The sequence below is a fragment of the Citrobacter europaeus genome (assembly GCF_037482245.1).
Classification (GTDB): Bacteria; Pseudomonadota; Gammaproteobacteria; order Enterobacterales; family Enterobacteriaceae; genus Citrobacter; species Citrobacter europaeus.
The window spans coordinates 4,973,910-4,994,664 of the sequence record NZ_CP148084.1 but is presented as its reverse complement, the minus strand read 5'-3'; the positions used below and the strand labels follow the sequence as shown (position 1 = coordinate 4,994,664).

The 20,755-nt window shown below is 52.6% G+C and carries 16 protein-coding genes, 2 tRNA genes and 3 rRNA genes; 16 read left to right on the top strand and 5 right to left on the bottom strand.

Annotation, left to right across the window (positions count from 1 at the left end; genetic code table 11):
• Positions 1-23: 23 nt before the first annotated feature.
• The 3 genes from fre (at position 24) to WHR59_RS23370 (ending at position 2,856) form a co-directional block, all read left to right on the top strand.
• A complete protein-coding gene (gene fre / locus WHR59_RS23380) occupies positions 24-725 on the top strand; it encodes an NAD(P)H-flavin reductase (RefSeq protein ID WP_003828903.1) in 702 nt (233 codons plus the stop codon).
• 228 nt (positions 726-953) lie between these two features.
• Positions 954-1,865, top strand: a complete 912-nt coding sequence (locus tag WHR59_RS23375; RefSeq protein WP_043019004.1) for an ROK family protein — start codon at positions 954-956, stop codon at positions 1,863-1,865.
• A gap of 10 nt (positions 1,866-1,875) precedes the next feature.
• Positions 1,876-2,856 (top strand): LacI family DNA-binding transcriptional regulator, encoded by a 981-nt coding sequence (locus WHR59_RS23370; protein ID WP_043019005.1) that lies wholly within the window; start codon positions 1,876-1,878, stop codon positions 2,854-2,856.
• A 283-nt stretch (positions 2,857-3,139) separates the two neighbouring features.
• On the opposite strand, the gene fadA is transcribed toward WHR59_RS23370, so the two are convergent.
• Both fadA and fadB read right to left on the bottom strand, forming a co-directional pair.
• Positions 3,140-4,303: an acetyl-CoA C-acyltransferase FadA gene (gene fadA, locus WHR59_RS23365; protein WP_043019006.1), complete on the bottom strand. Its 1,164-nt coding sequence runs from the start codon at positions 4,301-4,303 to the stop codon at positions 3,140-3,142.
• Between the two features lie 9 nt (positions 4,304-4,312).
• The gene (fadB, locus tag WHR59_RS23360; RefSeq protein WP_043019007.1) at positions 4,313-6,502 is read right to left on the bottom strand and encodes a fatty acid oxidation complex subunit alpha FadB; all 2,190 of its coding nucleotides are present in this window, start codon (positions 6,500-6,502) and stop codon (positions 4,313-4,315) included.
• A 188-nt stretch (positions 6,503-6,690) separates the two neighbouring features.
• On the opposite strand from fadB, the gene pepQ reads away from it, so the two are divergent.
• The 9 genes from pepQ (at position 6,691) to rrf (ending at position 16,357) form a co-directional block, all read left to right on the top strand.
• Entirely contained in the window at positions 6,691-8,022 is a 1,332-nt protein-coding gene (gene pepQ, locus WHR59_RS23355) for a Xaa-Pro dipeptidase (protein ID WP_043019008.1), read from the top strand.
• Positions 8,022-8,636: an IMPACT family protein gene (locus WHR59_RS23350; RefSeq protein WP_043019009.1), complete on the top strand. Its 615-nt coding sequence runs from the start codon at positions 8,022-8,024 to the stop codon at positions 8,634-8,636. Before pepQ ends, WHR59_RS23350 begins: the two co-directional genes overlap by 1 nt.
• Positions 8,637-8,674: 38 nt before the next feature.
• The gene (gene trkH, locus WHR59_RS23345) at positions 8,675-10,126 is read left to right on the top strand and encodes a Trk system potassium transporter TrkH (RefSeq protein ID WP_047407543.1); all 1,452 of its coding nucleotides are present in this window, start codon (positions 8,675-8,677) and stop codon (positions 10,124-10,126) included.
• A gap of 11 nt (positions 10,127-10,137) precedes the next feature.
• Entirely contained in the window at positions 10,138-10,683 is a 546-nt protein-coding gene (hemG, locus tag WHR59_RS23340; RefSeq protein WP_047407540.1) for a menaquinone-dependent protoporphyrinogen IX dehydrogenase, read from the top strand.
• 376 nt (positions 10,684-11,059) lie between these two features.
• A 16S ribosomal RNA gene (locus tag WHR59_RS23335) occupies positions 11,060-12,601 on the top strand.
• A 71-nt stretch (positions 12,602-12,672) separates the two neighbouring features.
• Positions 12,673-12,749, top strand: a tRNA-Ile gene (locus WHR59_RS23330).
• Positions 12,750-12,857: 108 nt separating this feature from the next.
• Positions 12,858-12,933 (top strand) — tRNA-Ala (locus WHR59_RS23325).
• A gap of 203 nt (positions 12,934-13,136) precedes the next feature.
• Positions 13,137-16,042, top strand: a 23S ribosomal RNA gene (locus WHR59_RS23320).
• Between the two features lie 199 nt (positions 16,043-16,241).
• Positions 16,242-16,357, top strand: a 5S ribosomal RNA gene (rrf, locus tag WHR59_RS23315).
• The 16S, 23S and 5S rRNA genes sit together here with 2 tRNA genes alongside, the layout of an rRNA operon.
• 123 nt (positions 16,358-16,480) lie before the next feature.
• On the opposite strand, the gene mobB is transcribed toward rrf, so the two are convergent.
• Together mobB and mobA are read right to left on the bottom strand one after the other, a co-directional pair.
• Positions 16,481-16,999, bottom strand: a complete 519-nt coding sequence (gene mobB, locus WHR59_RS23310; RefSeq protein ID WP_101706118.1) for a molybdopterin-guanine dinucleotide biosynthesis protein MobB — start codon at positions 16,997-16,999, stop codon at positions 16,481-16,483.
• Positions 16,981-17,508 (bottom strand): molybdenum cofactor guanylyltransferase MobA, encoded by a 528-nt coding sequence (gene mobA, locus WHR59_RS23305; RefSeq protein WP_233592476.1) that lies wholly within the window; start codon positions 17,506-17,508, stop codon positions 16,981-16,983. Before mobA ends, mobB begins: the two co-directional genes overlap by 19 nt.
• Before the next feature lie 126 nt (positions 17,509-17,634).
• On the opposite strand from mobA, the gene WHR59_RS23300 reads away from it, so the two are divergent.
• The 3 genes from WHR59_RS23300 (at position 17,635) to dsbA (ending at position 19,607) form a co-directional block, all read left to right on the top strand.
• Positions 17,635-17,904: a YihD family protein gene (locus WHR59_RS23300; protein ID WP_043018867.1), complete on the top strand. Its 270-nt coding sequence runs from the start codon at positions 17,635-17,637 to the stop codon at positions 17,902-17,904.
• A 76-nt stretch (positions 17,905-17,980) separates the two neighbouring features.
• Positions 17,981-18,967 carry a serine/threonine protein kinase gene (locus WHR59_RS23295; RefSeq protein WP_043018868.1) on the top strand — a complete coding sequence of 329 codons (987 nt, stop codon included), beginning with the start codon at positions 17,981-17,983 and terminating at the stop codon, positions 18,965-18,967.
• A 16-nt stretch (positions 18,968-18,983) separates the two neighbouring features.
• Positions 18,984-19,607, top strand: a complete 624-nt coding sequence (dsbA, locus tag WHR59_RS23290) for a thiol:disulfide interchange protein DsbA (RefSeq protein ID WP_003028621.1) — start codon at positions 18,984-18,986, stop codon at positions 19,605-19,607.
• Between the two features lie 13 nt (positions 19,608-19,620).
• Here the strand turns inward: dsbA and WHR59_RS23285 are convergent, their stop codons facing one another.
• The gene (locus tag WHR59_RS23285; protein ID WP_223306690.1) at positions 19,621-20,475 is read right to left on the bottom strand and encodes an acyltransferase; all 855 of its coding nucleotides are present in this window, start codon (positions 20,473-20,475) and stop codon (positions 19,621-19,623) included.
• On the opposite strand from WHR59_RS23285, the gene WHR59_RS24540 reads away from it, so the two are divergent.
• Positions 20,369-20,704 carry a hypothetical protein gene (locus WHR59_RS24540; RefSeq protein ID WP_223306705.1) on the top strand — a complete coding sequence of 112 codons (336 nt, stop codon included), beginning with the start codon at positions 20,369-20,371 and terminating at the stop codon, positions 20,702-20,704. The two genes, WHR59_RS23285 and WHR59_RS24540, sit on opposite strands and share 107 nt — an antisense overlap.
• Positions 20,705-20,755 lie beyond the last annotated feature (51 nt).

Sequence of the window (20,755 nt, the reverse complement as noted above, 5' to 3'; positions counted from 1 at the left end):
TATTGATCCGACAGAGAGAGCGCATGACAACCTTAAGCTGTAAAGTGACCTCGGTAGAAGCTATCACTGACACCGTATATCGCGTTCGTTTAGTGCCAGACGCGGCGTTTTCCTTTCGTGCCGGCCAGTATTTAATGGTCGTGATGGACGAAAGGGATAAGCGTCCGTTCTCCATGGCATCAACGCCGGACGAGCAAGGATTCATTGAGCTGCACGTTGGCGCCTCTGAGCTAAATCTTTATGCCATGGCCGTGATGGATCGCATTCTGAAAGACCGGGAAATCAAGGTCGACATTCCGCATGGCGAGGCCTGGCTGCGCGATGAAGACGAGCGCCCGCTGATCCTGATTGCCGGTGGTACAGGGTTCTCTTACGTGCGTTCTATTCTGCTTACTGCACTGGCGCGCAATCCAAACCGCGATATCACCATTTACTGGGGCGGGCGCGAAGAGAAGCATCTCTACGATCTCTCAGAGCTGGAAGCGCTGTCAGTGAACCACCCGAATCTGCGCGTTGAGCCAGTGGTGGAACAGCCTGAAGACGGTTGGCGTGGTCGTACGGGAACCGTGTTAACGGCAGTACTGCAGGATTACGGTACCCTGGCGGAGCATGATATCTACATCGCCGGTCGCTTCGAAATGGCCAAAATCGCGCGCGATCTGTTCTGTAATGAACGCAGTGCGCGTGAAGATCGCCTGTTTGGCGACGCTTTCGCGTTCATTTAAGCGCTGTGCGCCGGAGCCCTTCCGGCGCATCCATTACCCACCTTACTTCCTCTGGCAGAGTGCAAGCCCGGTTTCGTTGTTTCTCTTTTTCAGCACATTTTTAGTAAACATGTTTTTTCTATCTATTAATCATAAAACTGAGGTTTTGTGACAGGCCTCTTTTTGTTTAGTAAACAAAATTGGCAAACTAGACAGCATCACATTGCGAGACGCAAACGAGGAAAATCCATGAGGCTCGGACTGGATATCGGCGGGACTAAAATTGAAGCGGTGGTGATTGATAACGCGGGTGAAATTGTTTACCGCGAGCGATGCGCGACACCGAAGCAGAGTTACGGCGATTTTTTCCAGGCCGTGACGGAGATGATTGCTAAGGCAAGGCTGGCCGTTAATCAGCCTTTATCGGTTGGCGTTGGGGTGCCTGGCGCGGTGGATAGCGAAGGTTTGATTAAGAATTCGAACATCCTGGTGCTGAATCAGCAGGCCTTTGCGCAAGACCTTGAGCGAGCATCAGGAATGCCAGTGCCGGTTACCAATGATGCCAACTGCTTTACCCTGTCAGAAGCGATGGACGGCAGTGGGCGTGGGCATAGCGTGGTATTTGGCGTGATCCTTGGTACCGGATGCGGCGGTGGAGTATGCATCGATAACCGATTGATCTCCGGCCCTAACGCCTGTGCGGGTGAGTGGGGGCATAATGCATTACCGCGCTACCACGAATCTCAGGACGGGGCTGGAGTGACTTGCTATTGCGGACAGTTGAACTGTATTGAGAGCTTTATTTCCGGCAGCGGGCTGGAACGCCAGTATTTGAATTACACCGCGCAACATGCGGGTGTGCCACAAATTATGCAACGGGTAGAATCGGGCGATGCAGATGCCTGTTTGTTATGGGAACGCTATTGCGATCAACTGGCGCGCGCGTTGGCAAGCATTGTGAATACGCTCGATCCCGATGTTATCGTGCTGGGAGGTGGGGTATCTAATATTGATACACTGTATTCAGGCTTGCAGGCACGAGTGGCGCAGTACGTATTTGGTAAGCAGTGCCGCACACCGATCGTTCGGGCCCGCCACGGCGACAGCAGCGGCGTACGCGGCGCGGCCTGGCTGGGAGCACAACAAGCCAGCATAAATTAATGAGAGCGAAATGACGAAACCTGTACGCATCAGAGATATTGCCGAAGCTTGTGGTGTCTCGGTTGGCGCTGTTTCCCGCGCCCTGAAAGGGCAGCCGGGGCTGCGTGAAGACACCCGGCTGCGCATTATTTCAGTGGCGCAGCAGCAGGGTTATGATTTTTCTCGCCTGCGTGCAGACAAAATCAAACGTGTCCTGTTTTTACTGCATCGCCAGCACAATATCAGCCGGGCTTTGCCGTTTTACTCTCAGCTGCTGCTGGGCATAGAAGATCGTTGTCGCGAACACGGGATTGCGCTGAGTTTTCTCTCAATCGGCCCTGGTGATGCAGTGAGTGAGCAGGTGATGCTGCATCAGCCTGATGCGCTGATCTGCGCGGGATTTTTTGAGCCCGAATTGCTTGGGCTGCTGCAACAGATGAAATTGCCGTTGGTACTGGTGGATCTCTGGGCGCCGGGCTTACCTTGCGTGAATCCGGACAACACTCAAGGCGGTTATCTGGCCACGCAACATTTGATTGCGCAAGGGCGCAGCCGCATTGCTTTTCTCGCCAGCACGCTCGCGCACTACAGCATCCGTCAGCGCGAGAAGGGTTACCGTCAGGCATTGTATGAGGCCCGTTTGCTAATGCCGCCAGAGTACGACGCCGTTGCACCGCCGTTGCTGGATACCGAGCAATCTCTGGTGGAGGCGGTGAAGGAGTTGCTCAGTCTGCCGGAGCCGCCTGATGCCATTTTTGCCTATAACGATGCGGCAGCGCTGGTTGTTCAGCGGGTGTGTGCACAGCGGGGTATACGTATTCCGGAAGATCTCGCGCTGGTGGGGTTTGATGATATCGATGCTGCGGCCTGGTCGCACCCGCCACTGACCACCATTGCGGTTGATAAAAAGCAGTTGGGGCGTGAAGCGCTGCGTTTACTGCTGGAAGAGAAGCAGGAAGAGAATCTGCTATTGCCGGTGCAGTTAGTGGTGCGCGGTAGTTCAGAGAAATAAAAAACCCGCCCCTGACAGGCGGGAAGAACGGCAACTAAACTTTCTCTCTTCGCCATTGGCACCATAACTGTGTTGGCTGCGCTCATTCACCCGAATCACTTACTACACGTAAGCTCATCGGGATGAATGAGGGACATCCGTGTCCCTCACTGAAAGCAGCCTTCGGCTGTTCAAATTCGTTCCTGACGAATTTGTCATTCACTTGCCGCCTTGTTCTGGCACCAATGGCTTTGAGATAACATTTCGTAGGCCGGGCAAGCGAAGCGCCCCCGGCATGCTTTGATTAAACTCGCTCAAATACCGTCGCGATGCCCTGGCCTAACCCGATACACATCGTCGCCAGGCCAAACTGTACGTCTTTGCGTTCCATCAGGTTGAGCAGGGTGGTGCTGATACGCGCCCCGGAACAGCCCAGTGGATGACCCAAAGCGATCGCCCCGCCGTTGAGGTTGATCTTCTCGTCGATCTGCTCCATCAGCCCCAGATCTTTAATGCACGGCAGGATCTGAGCGGCAAAGGCTTCGTTCATCTCAAACAAACCGATGTCGCTGGTGGAGAGTCCCGCTTTTTTCAGCGCCAGTTTTGAGGCCGGAACCGGACCGTAACCCATGATTGACGGGTCGCAACCCACAACAGCCATCGAACGAATACGGGCACGCGGCGTCAGACCCAGCTCACGGGCGCGGCTTTCGCTCATGACCAGCATCGCGGCAGCACCATCGGAAAGCGCGGAAGAGGTACCGGCAGTGACCGTTCCGCTAACTGGATCGAACGCTGGGCGCAGGGTGGAGAGCGCTTCAACGGTTGTCTCCGGGCGGATAACCTCATCGTAGTTAAACTGTTTCAGCACGCCGTCGGCATCATGACCGCCGGTCGGGATGATTTCGTTTTTAAACGCGCCAGACTGCGTTGCTGCCCAGGCACGGGCGTGTGAACGCGCGGCGAAGGCGTCCTGCATTTCACGGCTGATGCCGTGCATACGAGAGAGCATTTCCGCGGTCAGACCCATCATTCCCGCGGCTTTTGCCACGTTGCGGCTCATGCCCGGGTGGAAATCAACGCCGTGACTCATTGGCACATGGCCCATATGTTCCACGCCGCCAATCAGGCACGCCTGAGCATCGCCGGTCATGATCATGCGTGCCGCATCGTGTAGCGCCTGCATGGACGAACCGCACAGACGGTTGACCGTGACGGCCGGAACGGAATGTGGAACTTCCGCCAGCAGCGCGGCGTTACGGGCGATGTTGAAACCCTGCTCCAGCGTTTGCTGCACACAGCCCCAGTAAATATCATCAAGCGCGGCTGGCTCCAGCGCCGGATTACGCGCCAGCAGGCTACGCATTAAATGTGCGGAGAGATCTTCTGCCCGCACGTGACGAAACGCCCCCCCTTTCGAACGGCCCATCGGGGTACGGATCGCATCAACAATTACAACCTGTTCCATTGTGACTCCTTAAGCCGTTTTCAGGCTGCCAACCGGGCGGGCAGGCTCAACCTGGGGATAATACGGTTCGTTATGGCGCGCTTTGTCACGCAGACCGGCCGGAACTTCATACAGCGGGCCAAGGTGCTGATACTGCTGAGCCATATCGAGATACTTCGCGCTGCCAAGCGTATCCAGCCAGCGGAACGCGCCGCCGTGGAACGGAGGGAAGCCCAGGCCATACACCAGCGCCATATCGGCTTCTGCCGGGCTGGCGATAATGCCTTCTTCCAGACAACGCACCACTTCGTTGACCATTGGGATCATCATGCGGGCGATAATCTCTTCATCGCTGAAGTCGTGTTTCGGCTGGCTGACCTCAGCCAGAAGACCGTCAACGGTGGTATCTTCTTCTTTCTTCGGCTTGCCCTTGTTGTCTTCTTTATAACGCCAGAATCCGAGGCCGTTTTTCTGCCCGAAACGGTTAGCATCAAACAGTGCATCTATCGCATCGCGATAATCTTTCTGCATACGCTGAGGGAAGCCTGCGGACATCACAGCCTGTGCGTGATGCGCGGTATCAATACCCACCACGTCCAGCAGATAAGCCGGACCCATCGGCCAGCCAAACTGTTTTTCCATTACTTTGTCGACTTTGCGGAAATCCGCTCCGTCGCGCAGCAACTGGCTGAAACCGGCAAAATAAGGGAACAGCACGCGGTTGACGAAGAAACCGGGGCAGTCATTAACCACAATCGGCGTTTTGCCCATCTGGCTTGCCCAAGCGACTACCTTAGCGATGGTTTCATCCGAGCTTTTCTCGCCGCGAATGATCTCAACCAGCGGCATACGGTGCACCGGGTTAAAGAAGTGCATCCCACAGAAGTTTTCCGGGCGCTTAAGCGCGCTGGCCAGCTCGTTGATGGGGATGGTGGAGGTATTCGACGCCAGTACGGTGTCCGGGCGAACCTGATCTTCGGTTTCCGCCAGTACCGCTTTTTTCACTTTCGGGTTTTCCACAACCGCTTCAACCACCACGTCCACACGCTCAAAACCGCTGTAGTCGAGGGTTGGATGGATAGTGGAAATCACGCCCGCCATTTTCAGACCGTCAATTTTGCCGCGCTCGAGCTGTTTGTTCAGCAACTTGGCCGCTTCGGTCATGCCCAGCGTTAATGATTTGTCGTTGATGTCTTTCATGACAACCGGCACGCCTTTCCAGGCCGACTGGTACGCGATGCCGCCGCCCATAATGCCTGCGCCCAGCACCGCCGCTTGCTTTGGTGCCTCAATATTTTTGGTGAGCTTTTTGGCTTTGGCTTTCACGAACTGATCGTTAAGGAAAATCCCAACCAGGGCGCGGGCTTCACTGGTGTGCGCCAGTGGAACAAAGCTTTTATTTTCCAGATTCAGCGCTTCTTCACGACCAAAACGGGCCGCTGCTTCAATGGTTTTTACCGCGGTAATCGGTGCGGGATAATGCTTACCTGCCGTCTGCGCCACCATGCCTTTAGCGATGGTAAAGCTCATAGCCGCTTCAATTTTGCTGAGTTTCAACGGCTCCAGCTTCGGCTGACGTTTGGCTTTCCAGTCGAGGTCACCGTTAATCGCTTGACGTAATACCGCGATCGCGCCATCAAGCAGTTTGTCTTGTTTCACTACGCCATCGACCAGACCGATTTTTAGCGCCTGCTCAGCACCAACATCTTTACCCGCAGCAATAATTTCCAGCGCACTGTCTGCACCCAACATGCGTGGCATACGCACGGAACCGCCAAAGCCCGGCATAATACCCAGCTTAGTTTCCGGTAGGCCGATGCGCAGGTCCGGCGTTGCCAGACGATAATCGGTTGCCAGAACACACTCGCAGCCGCCACCCAGCGCATAACCGTTAACTGCTGAGAGGGTCGGAACAGGGAGATCTTCCAGGCGGTTAAAGACGCTGTTGGCAAAATGCAGCCACTGGCTCAGTTGCTCTTCAGGCACGAGGAACAGTGAAAGGAATTCGGTGATATCGGCACCAACAATAAAGGCTGCTTTATTAGAACGCAGCAGCAGCCCTTTTAAATTCGGTTGTTTTTCCAGCACATCAAGCGCATGGCCCAGGCTGGCAACGGTGGCCGTGTCGAGTTTATTGACCGAGCCAGGGGCATCGAACACCAGTTCGGCGATGCCATCTTCCAGCCAGTCGAGGTACAGGGTGTCGCCTTTGTAAAGCATGTCAGTCTCCTGAATCCGCAAGGTGATCTGGTCATACCAGATGAATCGAAGTGTGTGTTTTATGTTAATAAAATGCAAATGAATGATTAAAGAAATGACGATTCGATCACGCTCGGCAGAAATCACGCACTCACAAAGCGATGTGCTAAGATGCGGAGACTTGAGGTCAAAAAACAGAAGGATAGAAAATGGAATCACTGGCCGCACTCTATAAAAATCATATCGTTACCTTACAAGAACGGACGCGCGACGCGCTGGAACGCTTTAAGCTGGATGCGTTACTTATTCACTCAGGCGAACTTGTTAACGTCTTTCTCGACGATCATCCGTACCCGTTTAAGGTCAATCCGCAATTCAAAGCCTGGGTGCCTGTAACGCAGGTTCCTAACTGCTGGTTGCTGGTGGATGGCGTGAACAAGCCGAAACTGTGGTTCTACCTGCCGGTCGATTACTGGCACAACGTTGAGCCGCTGCCGACCTCCTTCTGGACGGAAGAAATTGAGATCATCGCGCTGCCAAAAGCGGATGGTATCGGTAGCCAACTGCCTGCTGCTCGCGGCAATATCGGTTACATCGGCCCGGTTCCGGAGCGTGCGCTGCAACTGGACATCGCGGCCAGCAACATCAACCCGAAAGGGGTGATCGACTACCTGCATTATTACCGCGCCTATAAAACGGATTACGAGCTGGCCTGTATGCGCGAAGCGCAGAAAATGGCGGTGAATGGACACCGGGCCGCGGAAGAAGCGTTTCGTTCCGGGATGAGCGAGTTTGACATCAACCTCGCTTACCTGACTGCGACTGGTCACCGCGATACCGACGTACCGTACAGCAACATCGTGGCGCTTAACGAGCATGCCTCGGTACTTCATTACACCAGGCTGGATCATCAGGCTCCGTCTGAAATCCGCAGCTTCCTGCTGGATGCCGGAGCGGAATACAACGGCTATGCGGCAGACCTGACGCGTACCTGGTCGGCGAAAAGCGACAACGACTATGCGCATCTGGTGAAAGACGTTAACGACGAAGAGCTGGCGCTGATTGCTACCATGAAAGCAGGCACCAGCTACGTGGATTATCACATTCAGTTTCATCAGCGCATCGCGAAGTTGCTGCGTAAGCATCAAATCATCACCGATATGAGTGAAGAGGCGATGGTGGAAAACGACCTTACCGGGCCGTTTATGCCGCACGGTATCGGGCACCCGCTGGGCCTGCAGGTACACGATGTCGCTGGTTTTATGCAGGACGACAGCGGCACTCATCTGGCCGCGCCGTCGAAGTATCCTTACCTGCGCTGCACCCGTGTTCTGCAACCGGGCATGGTTCTGACCATCGAACCGGGTATCTACTTTATTGAATCGCTGCTGGCACCGTGGCGTGAAGGGCAATTCAGCAAACACTTCAACTGGCAGAAAATTGAAGCCCTGAAACCGTTCGGCGGTATTCGTATTGAAGACAACGTGGTGGTCCACGAGAACAATATCGAAAACATGACGCGGGATTTAAAACTGGCGTAATGGACAGTTGGTTAATCCCTGCGGCGCCGGTTAGCGTCGTTGAAGAGATCAAAAAAAGCCGCTTCATTACGTTGCTCGCCCATACGGACGGCGTAGAAGCGGCAAAAGCGTTTGTTGAGTCAGTCAAAGCGGAACACCCTGACGCCCGCCACCATTGTGTGGCGTGGGTGGCGGGTGCGCCCAACGACTCGCAGCAGTTGGGGTTTTCAGACGATGGCGAACCGGCGGGTACGGCAGGCAAACCGATGCTCGCGCAGCTGATGGGGAGCGGCGTCGGCGAGGTTACCGCGGTGGTGGTGCGTTACTACGGCGGTATCCTTCTCGGTACGGGTGGTCTGGTAAAAGCCTACGGTGGCGGTGTGAATCAGGCGCTGCGCCAGTTAACGACACAGCGCAAGACGCCATTAACCGAATATACTTTGCAGTGTGAGTACGGTCAGCTGGCAGGCATTGAAGCTTTGCTGGGGCTGTTTGACGGTAAAGTCGTTGCCAGTGATTACCAGGCTTTTGTTCGGCTCAGAGTGGCGCTTCCTTATGCCAAAGTGGATGAATTTTCGGCAAAACTGGCGGATTTTAGTCGTGGTTCATTGCAATTGTTAGCGATTGAAGAATAATCCCCACCTCATTTTAAAGAACTAAGGAAGCGGCAGAGATGCATTTTCGCGCCATCACCCGAATCGTTGGACTACTGGTCATCTTATTCTCGGGGACAATGATCATCCCCGGACTGGTAGCGCTCATCTACCGTGATGGGGCAGGGCGTGCATTTACCCAAACTTTCTTTGTTGCTCTGGCTATCGGCTCTATGCTGTGGTGGCCAAACCGTAAAGAGAAGGGCGAGCTGAAGTCGCGCGAAGGGTTTCTGATTGTCGTCTTGTTCTGGACCGTGCTGGGCAGCGTGGGTGCGCTACCGTTCATTTTTGCGGAAAGTCCTAACCTCACGATAACCGACGCTTTTTTTGAATCCTTTTCCGGTTTAACCACCACGGGTGCGACGACGCTGGTGGGGCTTGATTCATTGCCACACGCGATTCTCTTTTATCGCCAGATGCTGCAATGGTTCGGCGGGATGGGGATCATCGTGCTGGCGGTGGCTATCCTGCCTATTCTTGGCGTGGGTGGTATGCAGCTCTATCGGGCAGAAATGCCCGGGCCGCTGAAAGATAATAAGATGCGCCCGCGTATTGCCGAAACGGCGAAAACGCTGTGGCTTATCTATGTATTACTGACAGTGGCGTGCGCGCTGGCGCTATGGTTTGCCGGGATGCCCGCGTTTGACGCCATTGGTCATAGCTTTGCCACAATTGCCATCGGCGGCTTTTCCACACACGATGCCAGCGTGGGGTATTTCGACAGTCCCACGATTAACACAATTATTGCTATCTTCTTGCTGATCTCCGGTTGTAACTATGGCCTGCACTTCTCTTTATTAAGTGGGCGTAGTCTGAAGGTCTACTGGCGCGATCCGGAATTCCGCATGTTCATTGGTGTGCAGTTGACGCTGGTAGTTATCTGTACGCTGGTGTTGTGGATACATAATACCTATGGATCGGCGCTCACGACGATCAACCAGGCCTTTTTCCAGGTAGTGTCGATGGCGACGACCGCCGGATTTACCACGGACAGTATTGCCCGCTGGCCGCTGTTCCTGCCGGTGCTGTTACTGTGTTCTGCTTTTATCGGCGGCTGTGCCGGGTCGACGGGCGGTGGCTTGAAGGTGATTCGTATCCTGCTGCTGTTTAAGCAGGGTAACCGTGAATTGAAACGACTGGTCCACCCGAATGCGGTTTACAGTATCAAACTGGGTAACCGTGCGTTACCGGAGCGAATCCTTGAAGCTGTGTGGGGATTCTTCTCTGCCTATGCGCTGGTCTTTATTATCAGTATGCTGGCGATTATTGCGACCGGTGTTGATGACTTCTCCGCGTTTGCCTCCGTTGTGGCGACGCTGAATAACCTGGGGCCAGGGCTGGGCGTTGTCGCTGACAACTTTGCCAGTATGAACCCCGTGGCGAAGTGGATCCTGATTGCCAATATGCTGTTTGGTCGTCTGGAGGTCTTTACTCTGCTGGTACTCTTTACCCCTACCTTCTGGCGTGAATAATGGAGTAACACGTGAAAACACTGATTCTTTTTTCTTCCCGGGACGGACAAACCCGTGAAATCGCCGAGTATCTGGCTTCTGAGCTCAAAGAGCTGGGTGTTTGGGCAGATGTCGTAAATTTGCATCGTACCGCGGAGCCTGACTGGCAAAATTATGACAGCGTGGTGATTGGCGCTTCGATTCGCTATGGCCATTACCATGCTGCTTTTCAGGAGTTTGTGAAAAAGCATGCCACGCGGCTGAACGCGATGCCGAGTGCGTTCTACTCAGTAAACCTTGTTGCCCGTAAACCGGAAAAACGTACGCCGCAAACCAACAGCTATGCGCGTAAGTTCCTGATGAGTTCGCCGTGGCGGCCAGATCGCAGTGCGGTTATTGCCGGCGCTTTGCTGTATCCCCGCTATCGCTGGTATGACCGCGTTATGATCCAACTGATAATGAAGATGTCTGGCGGTGAAACGGATACGAATAAAGAAGTGGTGTATACCGATTGGGAACAGGTCGCAGGTTTCGCGCGGGAAATCGCCCAATTAACCAACAAAACGTTGTCAAAATAAGCGTAAAGAATAAAAAATACGCACTCGGAAGATTATTTTAAATTTCCCCTTGTCAGCCTGAAATAACTCCCTATAATGCGCCTCCACTGACACGGAACAACGGATTACAAGCCGCCGGGTCAGCGGGGTTCCACTGAGAACTCCGGCGAAGAAAGCGAAATTAAATGCTTGACTTCGTAGCGGGATGGCGTAATATGCACACCCCGCGCCGCTGAGAAAAAGCGAAGCGGCACTGCTCTTTAACAATTTATCAGACAATCTGTGTGGGCACTCGAAGATACGGATTCTTAACGTCGCAAGACGAAAAATGAATACCAAGTCTCCTGAGTGAACATACGTAATTCATTACGAAGTTTAATTCACGAGCATCAAACTTAAATTGAAGAGTTTGATCATGGCTCAGATTGAACGCTGGCGGCAGGCCTAACACATGCAAGTCGAACGGTAGCACAGAGGAGCTTGCTCCTTGGGTGACGAGTGGCGGACGGGTGAGTAATGTCTGGGAAACTGCCCGATGGAGGGGGATAACTACTGGAAACGGTAGCTAATACCGCATAACGTCGCAAGACCAAAGAGGGGGACCTTCGGGCCTCTTGCCATCGGATGTGCCCAGATGGGATTAGCTAGTAGGTGGGGTAACGGCTCACCTAGGCGACGATCCCTAGCTGGTCTGAGAGGATGACCAGCCACACTGGAACTGAGACACGGTCCAGACTCCTACGGGAGGCAGCAGTGGGGAATATTGCACAATGGGCGCAAGCCTGATGCAGCCATGCCGCGTGTATGAAGAAGGCCTTCGGGTTGTAAAGTACTTTCAGCGAGGAGGAAGGCATTAAGGTTAATAACCTTAGTGATTGACGTTACTCGCAGAAGAAGCACCGGCTAACTCCGTGCCAGCAGCCGCGGTAATACGGAGGGTGCAAGCGTTAATCGGAATTACTGGGCGTAAAGCGCACGCAGGCGGTCTGTCAAGTCGGATGTGAAATCCCCGGGCTCAACCTGGGAACTGCATCCGAAACTGGCAGGCTAGAGTCTTGTAGAGGGGGGTAGAATTCCAGGTGTAGCGGTGAAATGCGTAGAGATCTGGAGGAATACCGGTGGCGAAGGCGGCCCCCTGGACAAAGACTGACGCTCAGGTGCGAAAGCGTGGGGAGCAAACAGGATTAGATACCCTGGTAGTCCACGCCGTAAACGATGTCGACTTGGAGGTTGTGCCCTTGAGGCGTGGCTTCCGGAGCTAACGCGTTAAGTCGACCGCCTGGGGAGTACGGCCGCAAGGTTAAAACTCAAATGAATTGACGGGGGCCCGCACAAGCGGTGGAGCATGTGGTTTAATTCGATGCAACGCGAAGAACCTTACCTACTCTTGACATCCAGAGAACTTAGCAGAGATGCTTTGGTGCCTTCGGGAACTCTGAGACAGGTGCTGCATGGCTGTCGTCAGCTCGTGTTGTGAAATGTTGGGTTAAGTCCCGCAACGAGCGCAACCCTTATCCTTTGTTGCCAGCGGTTAGGCCGGGAACTCAAAGGAGACTGCCAGTGATAAACTGGAGGAAGGTGGGGATGACGTCAAGTCATCATGGCCCTTACGAGTAGGGCTACACACGTGCTACAATGGCATATACAAAGAGAAGCGACCTCGCGAGAGCAAGCGGACCTCATAAAGTATGTCGTAGTCCGGATTGGAGTCTGCAACTCGACTCCATGAAGTCGGAATCGCTAGTAATCGTGGATCAGAATGCCACGGTGAATACGTTCCCGGGCCTTGTACACACCGCCCGTCACACCATGGGAGTGGGTTGCAAAAGAAGTAGGTAGCTTAACCTTCGGGAGGGCGCTTACCACTTTGTGATTCATGACTGGGGTGAAGTCGTAACAAGGTAACCGTAGGGGAACCTGCGGTTGGATCACCTCCTTACCTTAAAGAAACGTTCTTTGTAGTGCTCACACAGATTGTCTGATGAAAATTAGCAGTAAGAAAATCTCTGCAGGCTTGTAGCTCAGGTGGTTAGAGCGCACCCCTGATAAGGGTGAGGTCGGTGGTTCAAGTCCACTCAGGCCTACCAAATTCGCCTCCGTGCTGTGTTACGGCGATGCTCGCATACTTCAGTATGCTTCGCACCACCGCGCCTTGCCCGGAAACGAATTAGGGTACAGAGATAAGTATTTACGATGGGGTTATAGCTCAGCTGGGAGAGCGCCTGCCTTGCACGCAGGAGGTCTGCGGTTCGATCCCGCATAGCTCCACCATCCTTTACTTACTGCAACAACACAAGAAAACTTCAGAGTGTACCTGAAAAGGTTCACTGCGAAGTTTTGCTCTTTAAAAATCTGGATCAAGCTGAAAATTGAAACGACACACTGTTTCATTTCTCCGTAATAAGAAATGAAACATGGTGTGTTCGAGTCTCTCAAATTTTCGCAATCAGAAGTGAAACATCTTCGGGTTGTGAGGTTAAGCGACTAAGCGTACACGGTGGATGCCCTGGCAGTCAGAGGCGATGAAGGACGTGCTAATCTGCGATAAGCGTCGGTAAGGTGATATGAACCGTTATAACCGGCGATTTCCGAATGGGGAAACCCAGTGTGATCCGTCACACTATCATTACGTGAATACATAGCGTAATGAAGCGAACCGGGGGAACTGAAACATCTAAGTACCCCGAGGAAAAGAAATCAACCGAGATTCCCCCAGTAGCGGCGAGCGAACGGGGAGCAGCCCAGAGTCTGAATCAGCATGTGTGTTAGTGGAACGGTCTGGAAAGTCCGACGGTACAGGGTGATAGTCCCGTACACAAAAGTGCATATGTTGTGAACTCGAAGAGTAGGGCGGGACACGTGGTATCCTGTCTGAATATGGGGGGACCATCCTCCAAGGCTAAATACTCCTGACTGACCGATAGTGAACCAGTACCGTGAGGGAAAGGCGAAAAGAACCCCGGCGAGGGGAGTGAAAAAGAACCTGAAACCGTGTACGTACAAGCAGTGGGAGCCTCTTTATGGGGTGACTGCGTACCTTTTGTATAATGGGTCAGCGACTTATATTCTGTAGCAAGGTTAACCGAATAGGGGAGCCGAAGGGAAACCGAGTCTTAACTGGGCGTTAAGTTGCAGGGTATAGACCCGAAACCCGGTGATCTAGCCATGGGCAGGTTGAAGGTTGGGTAACACTAACTGGAGGACCGAACCGACTAATGTTGAAAAATTAGCGGATGACTTGTGGCTGGGGGTGAAAGGCCAATCAAACCGGGAGATAGCTGGTTCTCCCCGAAAGCTATTTAGGTAGCGCCTCGTGAATTCATCTTCGGGGGTAGAGCACTGTTTCGGCTAGGGGGTCATCCCGACTTACCAACCCGATGCAAACTGCGAATACCGAAGAATGTTATCACGGGAGACACACGGCGGGTGCTAACGTCCGTCGTGAAGAGGGAAACAACCCAGACCGCCAGCTAAGGTCCCAAAGTCATGGTTAAGTGGGAAACGATGTGGGAAGGCACAGACAGCCAGGATGTTGGCTTAGAAGCAGCCATCATTTAAAGAAAGCGTAATAGCTCACTGGTCGAGTCGGCCTGCGCGGAAGATGTAACGGGGCTAAACCATGCACCGAAGCTGCGGCAGCGACACTATGTGTTGTTGGGTAGGGGAGCGTTCTGTAAGCCGTTGAAGGTGTGTCGTGAGGCATGCTGGAGGTATCAGAAGTGCGAATGCTGACATAAGTAACGATAATGCGGGTGAAAAACCCGCACGCCGGAAGACCAAGGGTTCCTGTCCAACGTTAATCGGGGCAGGGTGAGTCGACCCCTAAGGCGAGGCCGAAAGGCGTAGTCGATGGGAAACAGGTTAATATTCCTGTACTTGGTGTTACTGCGAAGGGGGGACGGAGAAGGCTATGTTAGCCGGGCGACGGTTGTCCCGGTTTAAGCATGTAGGCGGAGGTTCCAGGTAAATCCGGTACCTTATTAACGCTGAGGTGTGATGACGAGGCACTACGGTGCTGAAGTAACAAATGCCCTGCTTCCAGGAAAAGCCTCTAAGCATCAGGTAACACGAAATCGTACCCCAAACCGACACAGGTGGTCAGGTAGAGAATACCAAGGCGCTTGAGAGAACTCGGGTGAAGGAACTAGGCAAAATGGTGCCGTAACTTCGGGAGAAGGCACGCTGATGGTAGGTGAAGTGACTTGCTCATGGAGCTGAAATCAGTCGAAGATACCAGCTGGCTGCAACTGTTTATTAAAAACACAGCACTGTGCAAACACGAAAGTGGACGTATACGGTGTGACGCCTGCCCGGTGCCGGAAGGTTAATTGATGGGGTTATCCGTAAGGAGAAGCTCTTGATCGAAGCCCCGGTAAACGGCGGCCGTAACTATAACGGTCCTAAGGTAGCGAAATTCCTTGTCGGGTAAGTTCCGACCTGCACGAATGGCGTAATGATGGCCAGGCTGTCTCCACCCGAGACTCAGTGAAATTGAACTCGCTGTGAAGATGCAGTGTACCCGCGGCAAGACGGAAAGACCCCGTGAACCTTTACTATAGCTTGACACTGAACACTGGTCCTTGATGTGTAGGATAGGTGGGAGGCTTTGAAGCGTGGACGCCAGTCTGCGTGGAGCCAACCTTGAAATACCACCCTTTAATGGCTGGTGTTCTAACGTAGACCCGTTACCCGGGTTGCGGACAGTGTCTGGTGGGTAGTTTGACTGGGGCGGTCTCCTCCTAAAGAGTAACGGAGGAGCACGAAGGTTAGCTAATCCTGGTCGGACATCAGGAGGTTAGTGCAAAGGCATAAGCTAGCTTGACTGCGAGAGTGACGGCTCGAGCAGGTGCGAAAGCAGGTCTTAGTGATCCGGTGGTTCTGAATGGAAGGGCCATCGCTCAACGGATAAAAGGTACTCCGGGGATAACAGGCTGATACCGCCCAAGAGTTCATATCGACGGCGGTGTTTGGCACCTCGATGTCGGCTCATCACATCCTGGGGCTGAAGTAGGTCCCAAGGGTATGGCTGTTCGCCATTTAAAGTGGTACGCGAGCTGGGTTTAGAACGTCGTGAGACAGTTCGGTCCCTATCTGCCGTGGGCGCTGGAGAATTGAGGGGGGCTGCTCCTAGTACGAGAGGACCGGAGTGGACGCATCACTGGTGTTCGGGTTGTCATGCCAATGGCATTGCCCGGTAGCTAAATGCGGAAGAGATAAGTGCTGAAAGCATCTAAGCACGAAACTTGCCCCGAGATGAGTTCTCCCTGAGACTTTAAGTCTCCTGAAGGAACGTTAAAGACTATGACGTTGATAGGTCGGGTGTGTAAGTGTAGCGATACATTGAGCTAACCGATACTAATGAACCGTGAGGCTTAACCTTACAACGCCGAAGATGTTTTGGCGGATTTGAGAAGATTTTCAGCTTAGATTACAGATTAGTAAGTCCGAAGGATTTTGCGCTGAGACAAGGCGGCAAGTGAAGCGACGGAAGGAGCATACATCGGTATGTGACTGACGTTCGTAAGTGCAGCCAACGCAGTATCAGCCCAAAAGACACAGGACAGAGCACAAAGAATTTGCCTGGCGGCTGTAGCGCGGTGGTCCCACCTGACCCCATGCCGAACTCAGAAGTGAAACGCCGTAGCGCCGATGGTAGTGTGGGGTCTCCCCATGCGAGAGTAGGGAACTGCCAGGCATCAAACAAGTGAAGAAGCCCATCCTGACGGATGGGCTTTTTTGCGTCTGTACGGAGTGAAACCCGCCGGACTGAAAGTATTTTGCAGGCCTGATAAGCGCAGCGCATCAGGCAATACCACAGTTACTGCCTTACCCATTGCGTAATAAAATCAGTAAGTTGCTGTATATCGTTGATATCTAACAATGGAACATCCACCGCCAGCGGAACATCACTGGCAACCGCGATAACATATTCGTCTATCGCCAATTCTTCCGGACTGTGCCCGCAACCGTCGCGAAAAAGCACGATCTTAGCAACAGGCTCATGCTTAAAACCCTCAACCAACACCATATCCAACGTTGAAGCATCCATCCTGCTTACCAGGTACGCTAAATCCAGTTCGGGCTCTTCCGGCGTCTCTACCATTAACGCCCAACGTTGTTGGCTGGCGACCAGCGTTTGCGCTGCACCTGCTTTGCGTAGCTCATAGCTATCTTTGCCGGGCGTGTCGACATCCATATTGTGATGGGTATGCTTAATCAATCCGGGACGAATACCTCTGGCACGTAGCTCCGGGATTAATTTTTTGAGCAGCGTGGTTTTCCCCGTTCCGCTCCATGCTGCTATAGCGAGTAATGGGATCATGATTTGTCCTGCCATTTTGCGAGTTCTTCAGGGGTATTCACGTTCACGAACGCATCTTTGCGATCGCTGAAATCCACAGCATGACCGCCAGCCTGGCGCATAAAGACCATGACGCGCCTTTCACCGGACTGAAGATAATCCTGTAACAAGGGCTGCATGGAGCGGTGCATCAGCGCAATGGTCGGGTGATCTCTTTCCCCATCGTGCACCCAGACAACGGGTGCGGTTTTGCGCTGTTCCTTCAAACGTGTAACCAGATCATGAGGAATATAGGGCATATCGCACGGGCAGAACAAAAACCACTCCCCCGTTTGCTGCAGGAATACCGATAGCATCCCGGCCAGTGGGCCAGGGAAATCGGCCAATGAATCGGGGATAACTTTCAGGCCGCTTTGCTGGTAAATATCCCGGTGGCGATTGGCGTTAACCACCACGGTTTCGACCTGCAAAGCGAGGGTATCGGCCACATGCCGCCAAAGAGGTTTACCGTCCAGTTCAAGCAGACCTTTATCGGTTCCACCCATCCGTCTGGCCTTACCGCCAGCCAGCACAACCCCTGTTATTGCACTATCCAGAATCACTGATATCGCCTCTTTTAATGTGGGATTGACCCTGCTAACGTATCTGTATTGAGCCTAAGGAGCACAACCATGAAATGTAAACGTCTGAATGAAGTTATTGAACTCCTCCAGCCTGCCTGGCAAAAGGAACCGGATCTTAATCTGATGCAATTTTTACAGAAACTGGCGCAAGAGTCAGGTTTTGACGGCGAACTGGCGGATTTAACTGATGACATTCTGATCTATCACCTGAAAATGCGTGACTCGGCGAAAGATGCGGCCATTCCAGGTATTCAGAAAGATTATGAAGAAGATTTTAAAACCGCACTACTCCGCGCACGTGGCGTAATTAAAGAGTAAAAGCTTGTAATCGCCGCCACCGAAAGCGCTGCGAAATGATATCCTGAATCATTCGTAGTATTTTCCGGATGATGGGATGAACGACAACGCTTTTAATTTCCAGACGCTACACCCGGATACCATCATGGATGCACTGTTTGAGCAGGGGATCCGGGTGGACTCCGGGCTTACCCCGCTTAACAGCTATGAAAACCGTGTCTATCAATTCCAGGACGAAGACCGTCGACGCTTTGTCGTTAAGTTTTATCGCCCTGAACGTTGGTCTGTCGATCAGATCCAGGAAGAGCACCAGTTTGCTCTGGAACTGGTAAGCGATGAAGTCCCGGTAGCTGCTCCGCTGGTATTCAGCGGCCAAACGCTGTTAAGCCATCAGGGTTTTCATTATGCGATCTTCCCTAGCGTCGGCGGAAGGCAGTTTGAGGCCGACAATATCGATCAAATGGAGGCGGTGGGGCGCTATCTGGGGCGTATGCATCAGACCGGAGGTAAGCATAATTTTGCCTTCCGCCCGACGATAGGTCTTGAAGAGTACCTGACTGAGCCGCGTAAACTTTTTGAGCACGCGCAGCTGATCCCATCAGGGCAAAAGGCGGCCTTCCTGAAGGCGACAGATGCACTTATCGCGGTCGTTACCGAACGCTGGCATACACGTTTTGCCACGTTACGCCTGCACGGTGATTGTCATGCCGGTAATATCCTGTGGCGCGATGGTCCGATGTTTGTCGATTTGGATGATGCCCGCAATGGTCCAGCCGTTCAGGATTTATGGATGCTCCTCAATGGCGATAAAGCTGAACAACGTATGCAGCTTGAAACCATTATCGAGGCATATGAAGAGTTTAGTGAGTTCGACATCTCTGAAATCGGACTGATAGAACCTTTACGCGCTATGCGTTTAGTTTATTATCTTGCCTGGCTAATTCGACGTTGGGCTGACCCTGCATTTCCAAAAAACTTCCCATGGTTAACCGGGGAAGATTACTGGCATCGTCAGACCGCGACCTTTATTGAGCAGGCAAAAATTCTGCAAGAGCCCCCCTTACAATTAACGCCAATGTATTAATCGGAGAAACTTGAACATGAAAAAAATATGGCTGGCGCTGGCTGGTATGGTCTTAGCTTTTAGCGCATCTGCAGCGCAGTTCCAGGATGGTAAACAATACATCACTCTGGAAAAGCCAGTTGCGGGTGAACCGCAAGTGTTGGAGTTCTTCTCCTTCTACTGCCCGCACTGCTATCAGTTTGAAGAAGTGCTTCACGTCTCTGATAACGTGAAGAAAAAACTGCCGGAAGGCACCAAGATGACCAAATATCACGTCGAGTTTCTGGGGCCTTTGGGCAAAGATCTGACGCAGGCATGGGCGGTTGCTATGGCGCTGGGCGTTGAAGATCAGGTCACTGTTCCGCTGTTTGAGGGTGTTCAGAAAACTCAGACCGTTCAGTCCGTTGCTGATATCCGTAAAGTGTTTGTCGACGCAGGTATTAAAGGCGAAGACTATGATGCGGCATGGAACAGCTTCGTAGTGAAATCACTCGTGGCGCAGCAGGAAAAAGCAGCGGCTGATTTACAGCTGCAGGGCGTTCCGGCGATGTTCGTGAATGGCAAATATCAGGTAAATCCGCAGGGCATGGATACCAGCAGCATGGATATCTTTGTACAACAGTATGCGGATACCGTGAAATACCTGGTTGGTCAGAAATAAAAGCAAAAGCCGGTCACTGACCGGCTTTTTTATTTGAGGCTTTAATCGCGTCGAGCTGCGCGTCTTTCTCACTCCATAGCGTATTTAGCCAGAGCTGAAACCGACGCTTGAATCCTTTATCGTTCACGTAATCACCGTGCAACTCTTCATCAATTGGCTCCAGATTCACCCGCACGACAATCCGCGTTAGCTTACCGCTCAACATATCGTAGAACGGTCGGCTACTGTTTTCCGGATAGCACAACGTGACGTTCAACATTTTATCGAACTGTGAACCCAGTACGTTCAATGCCATCGCAATACCGGCTGCCTTGGGTGGGAGTAGGTTTTGATAAGGAGAGCGGGTTTGCTCGCGTTTCTCTTTGGTAAAGCGTGAACCTTCGACAAAATTCACAATGGTTGTCGGGTGTACGCGAAACTTCTCGCAGGAACGACGTGTTGTTTCGACATCTTTTCCGCGCCGTTCCGGATGGCGGAGCAGATAGCCACGCGAATAGCGTTTCATGAACGGCATGTCCAGCGCCCAGCAGGCCAGGCCAATAAAGGGCACCCAGGCCAGCTGTTGCTTGAGGAAATATTTATTCATCGGGATGCGTTTACGGAACAGAACGCAAAGCACAACAATATCGGCCCAGCTGTAATGGTTACAAATGAGCAGATACCAGTTTTTCTTGCTAAGACCTTCCAGTCCCTCGACATCCCATTTCAGTCGCGGATTGAGGTGTAGCAGTAGCGCCAGACCTTCACACCAGCAGTACATCATGAAATTACAGAACACGGAAACCTTGCGCCAGACGACAGGAACGGGCAAAAGGAGTTTCACAACTCCGGCAAGGATGATCGGCACAGAACAAAAAATCGTGACCAATATGGTCAATACGATACTCAGCAACAGCGTTATCGCAGCGAGTATTCTCGTCATAATTAAATTATTCAAAAGGTTAGCCATAGATAGTGCGCTAAAGAGGCGCAAGGGGCTGATTTTATCAGAAAACGAACCAAATGATGGCTCTTCCCTGAATAGAAAAAAAGAGAATATCTATCCACATCAGGATATAAGCTGGAAAAATGGAATAAAATGCTGCGCGCTAAATTAAGATTATGAAAAATATACATAAATACAATGAAGCACTAATTGCCTTGCTATA

Excerpts from the sequence above, each read along its gene's own strand:
- fre (WP_003828903.1), top strand. The coding sequence starts at position 24 with ATGACAACCTTAAGCTGTAAAGTGACCTCGGTAGAAGCTATCACTGAC.
- WHR59_RS23375 (WP_043019004.1), top strand. The coding sequence starts at position 954 with ATGAGGCTCGGACTGGATATCGGCGGGACTAAAATTGAAGCGGTGGTG.
- WHR59_RS23370 (WP_043019005.1), top strand. The coding sequence starts at position 1,876 with ATGACGAAACCTGTACGCATCAGAGATATTGCCGAAGCTTGTGGTGTC.
- fadA (WP_043019006.1), bottom strand. The coding sequence starts at position 4,303 with ATGGAACAGGTTGTAATTGTTGATGCGATCCGTACCCCGATGGGCCGT.
- fadB (WP_043019007.1), bottom strand. The coding sequence starts at position 6,502 with ATGCTTTACAAAGGCGACACCCTGTACCTCGACTGGCTGGAAGATGGC.
- pepQ (WP_043019008.1), top strand. The coding sequence starts at position 6,691 with ATGGAATCACTGGCCGCACTCTATAAAAATCATATCGTTACCTTACAA.
- WHR59_RS23350 (WP_043019009.1), top strand. The coding sequence starts at position 8,022 with ATGGACAGTTGGTTAATCCCTGCGGCGCCGGTTAGCGTCGTTGAAGAG.
- trkH (WP_047407543.1), top strand. The coding sequence starts at position 8,675 with ATGCATTTTCGCGCCATCACCCGAATCGTTGGACTACTGGTCATCTTA.
- mobB (WP_101706118.1), bottom strand. The coding sequence starts at position 16,999 with ATGGCAGGACAAATCATGATCCCATTACTCGCTATAGCAGCATGGAGC.
- mobA (WP_233592476.1), bottom strand. The coding sequence starts at position 17,508 with ATGGGTGGAACCGATAAAGGTCTGCTTGAACTGGACGGTAAACCTCTT.
- WHR59_RS23300 (WP_043018867.1), top strand. The coding sequence starts at position 17,635 with ATGAAATGTAAACGTCTGAATGAAGTTATTGAACTCCTCCAGCCTGCC.
- WHR59_RS23295 (WP_043018868.1), top strand. The coding sequence starts at position 17,981 with ATGAACGACAACGCTTTTAATTTCCAGACGCTACACCCGGATACCATC.
- dsbA (WP_003028621.1), top strand. The coding sequence starts at position 18,984 with ATGAAAAAAATATGGCTGGCGCTGGCTGGTATGGTCTTAGCTTTTAGC.
- WHR59_RS24540 (WP_223306705.1), top strand. The coding sequence starts at position 20,369 with ATGAAATTACAGAACACGGAAACCTTGCGCCAGACGACAGGAACGGGC.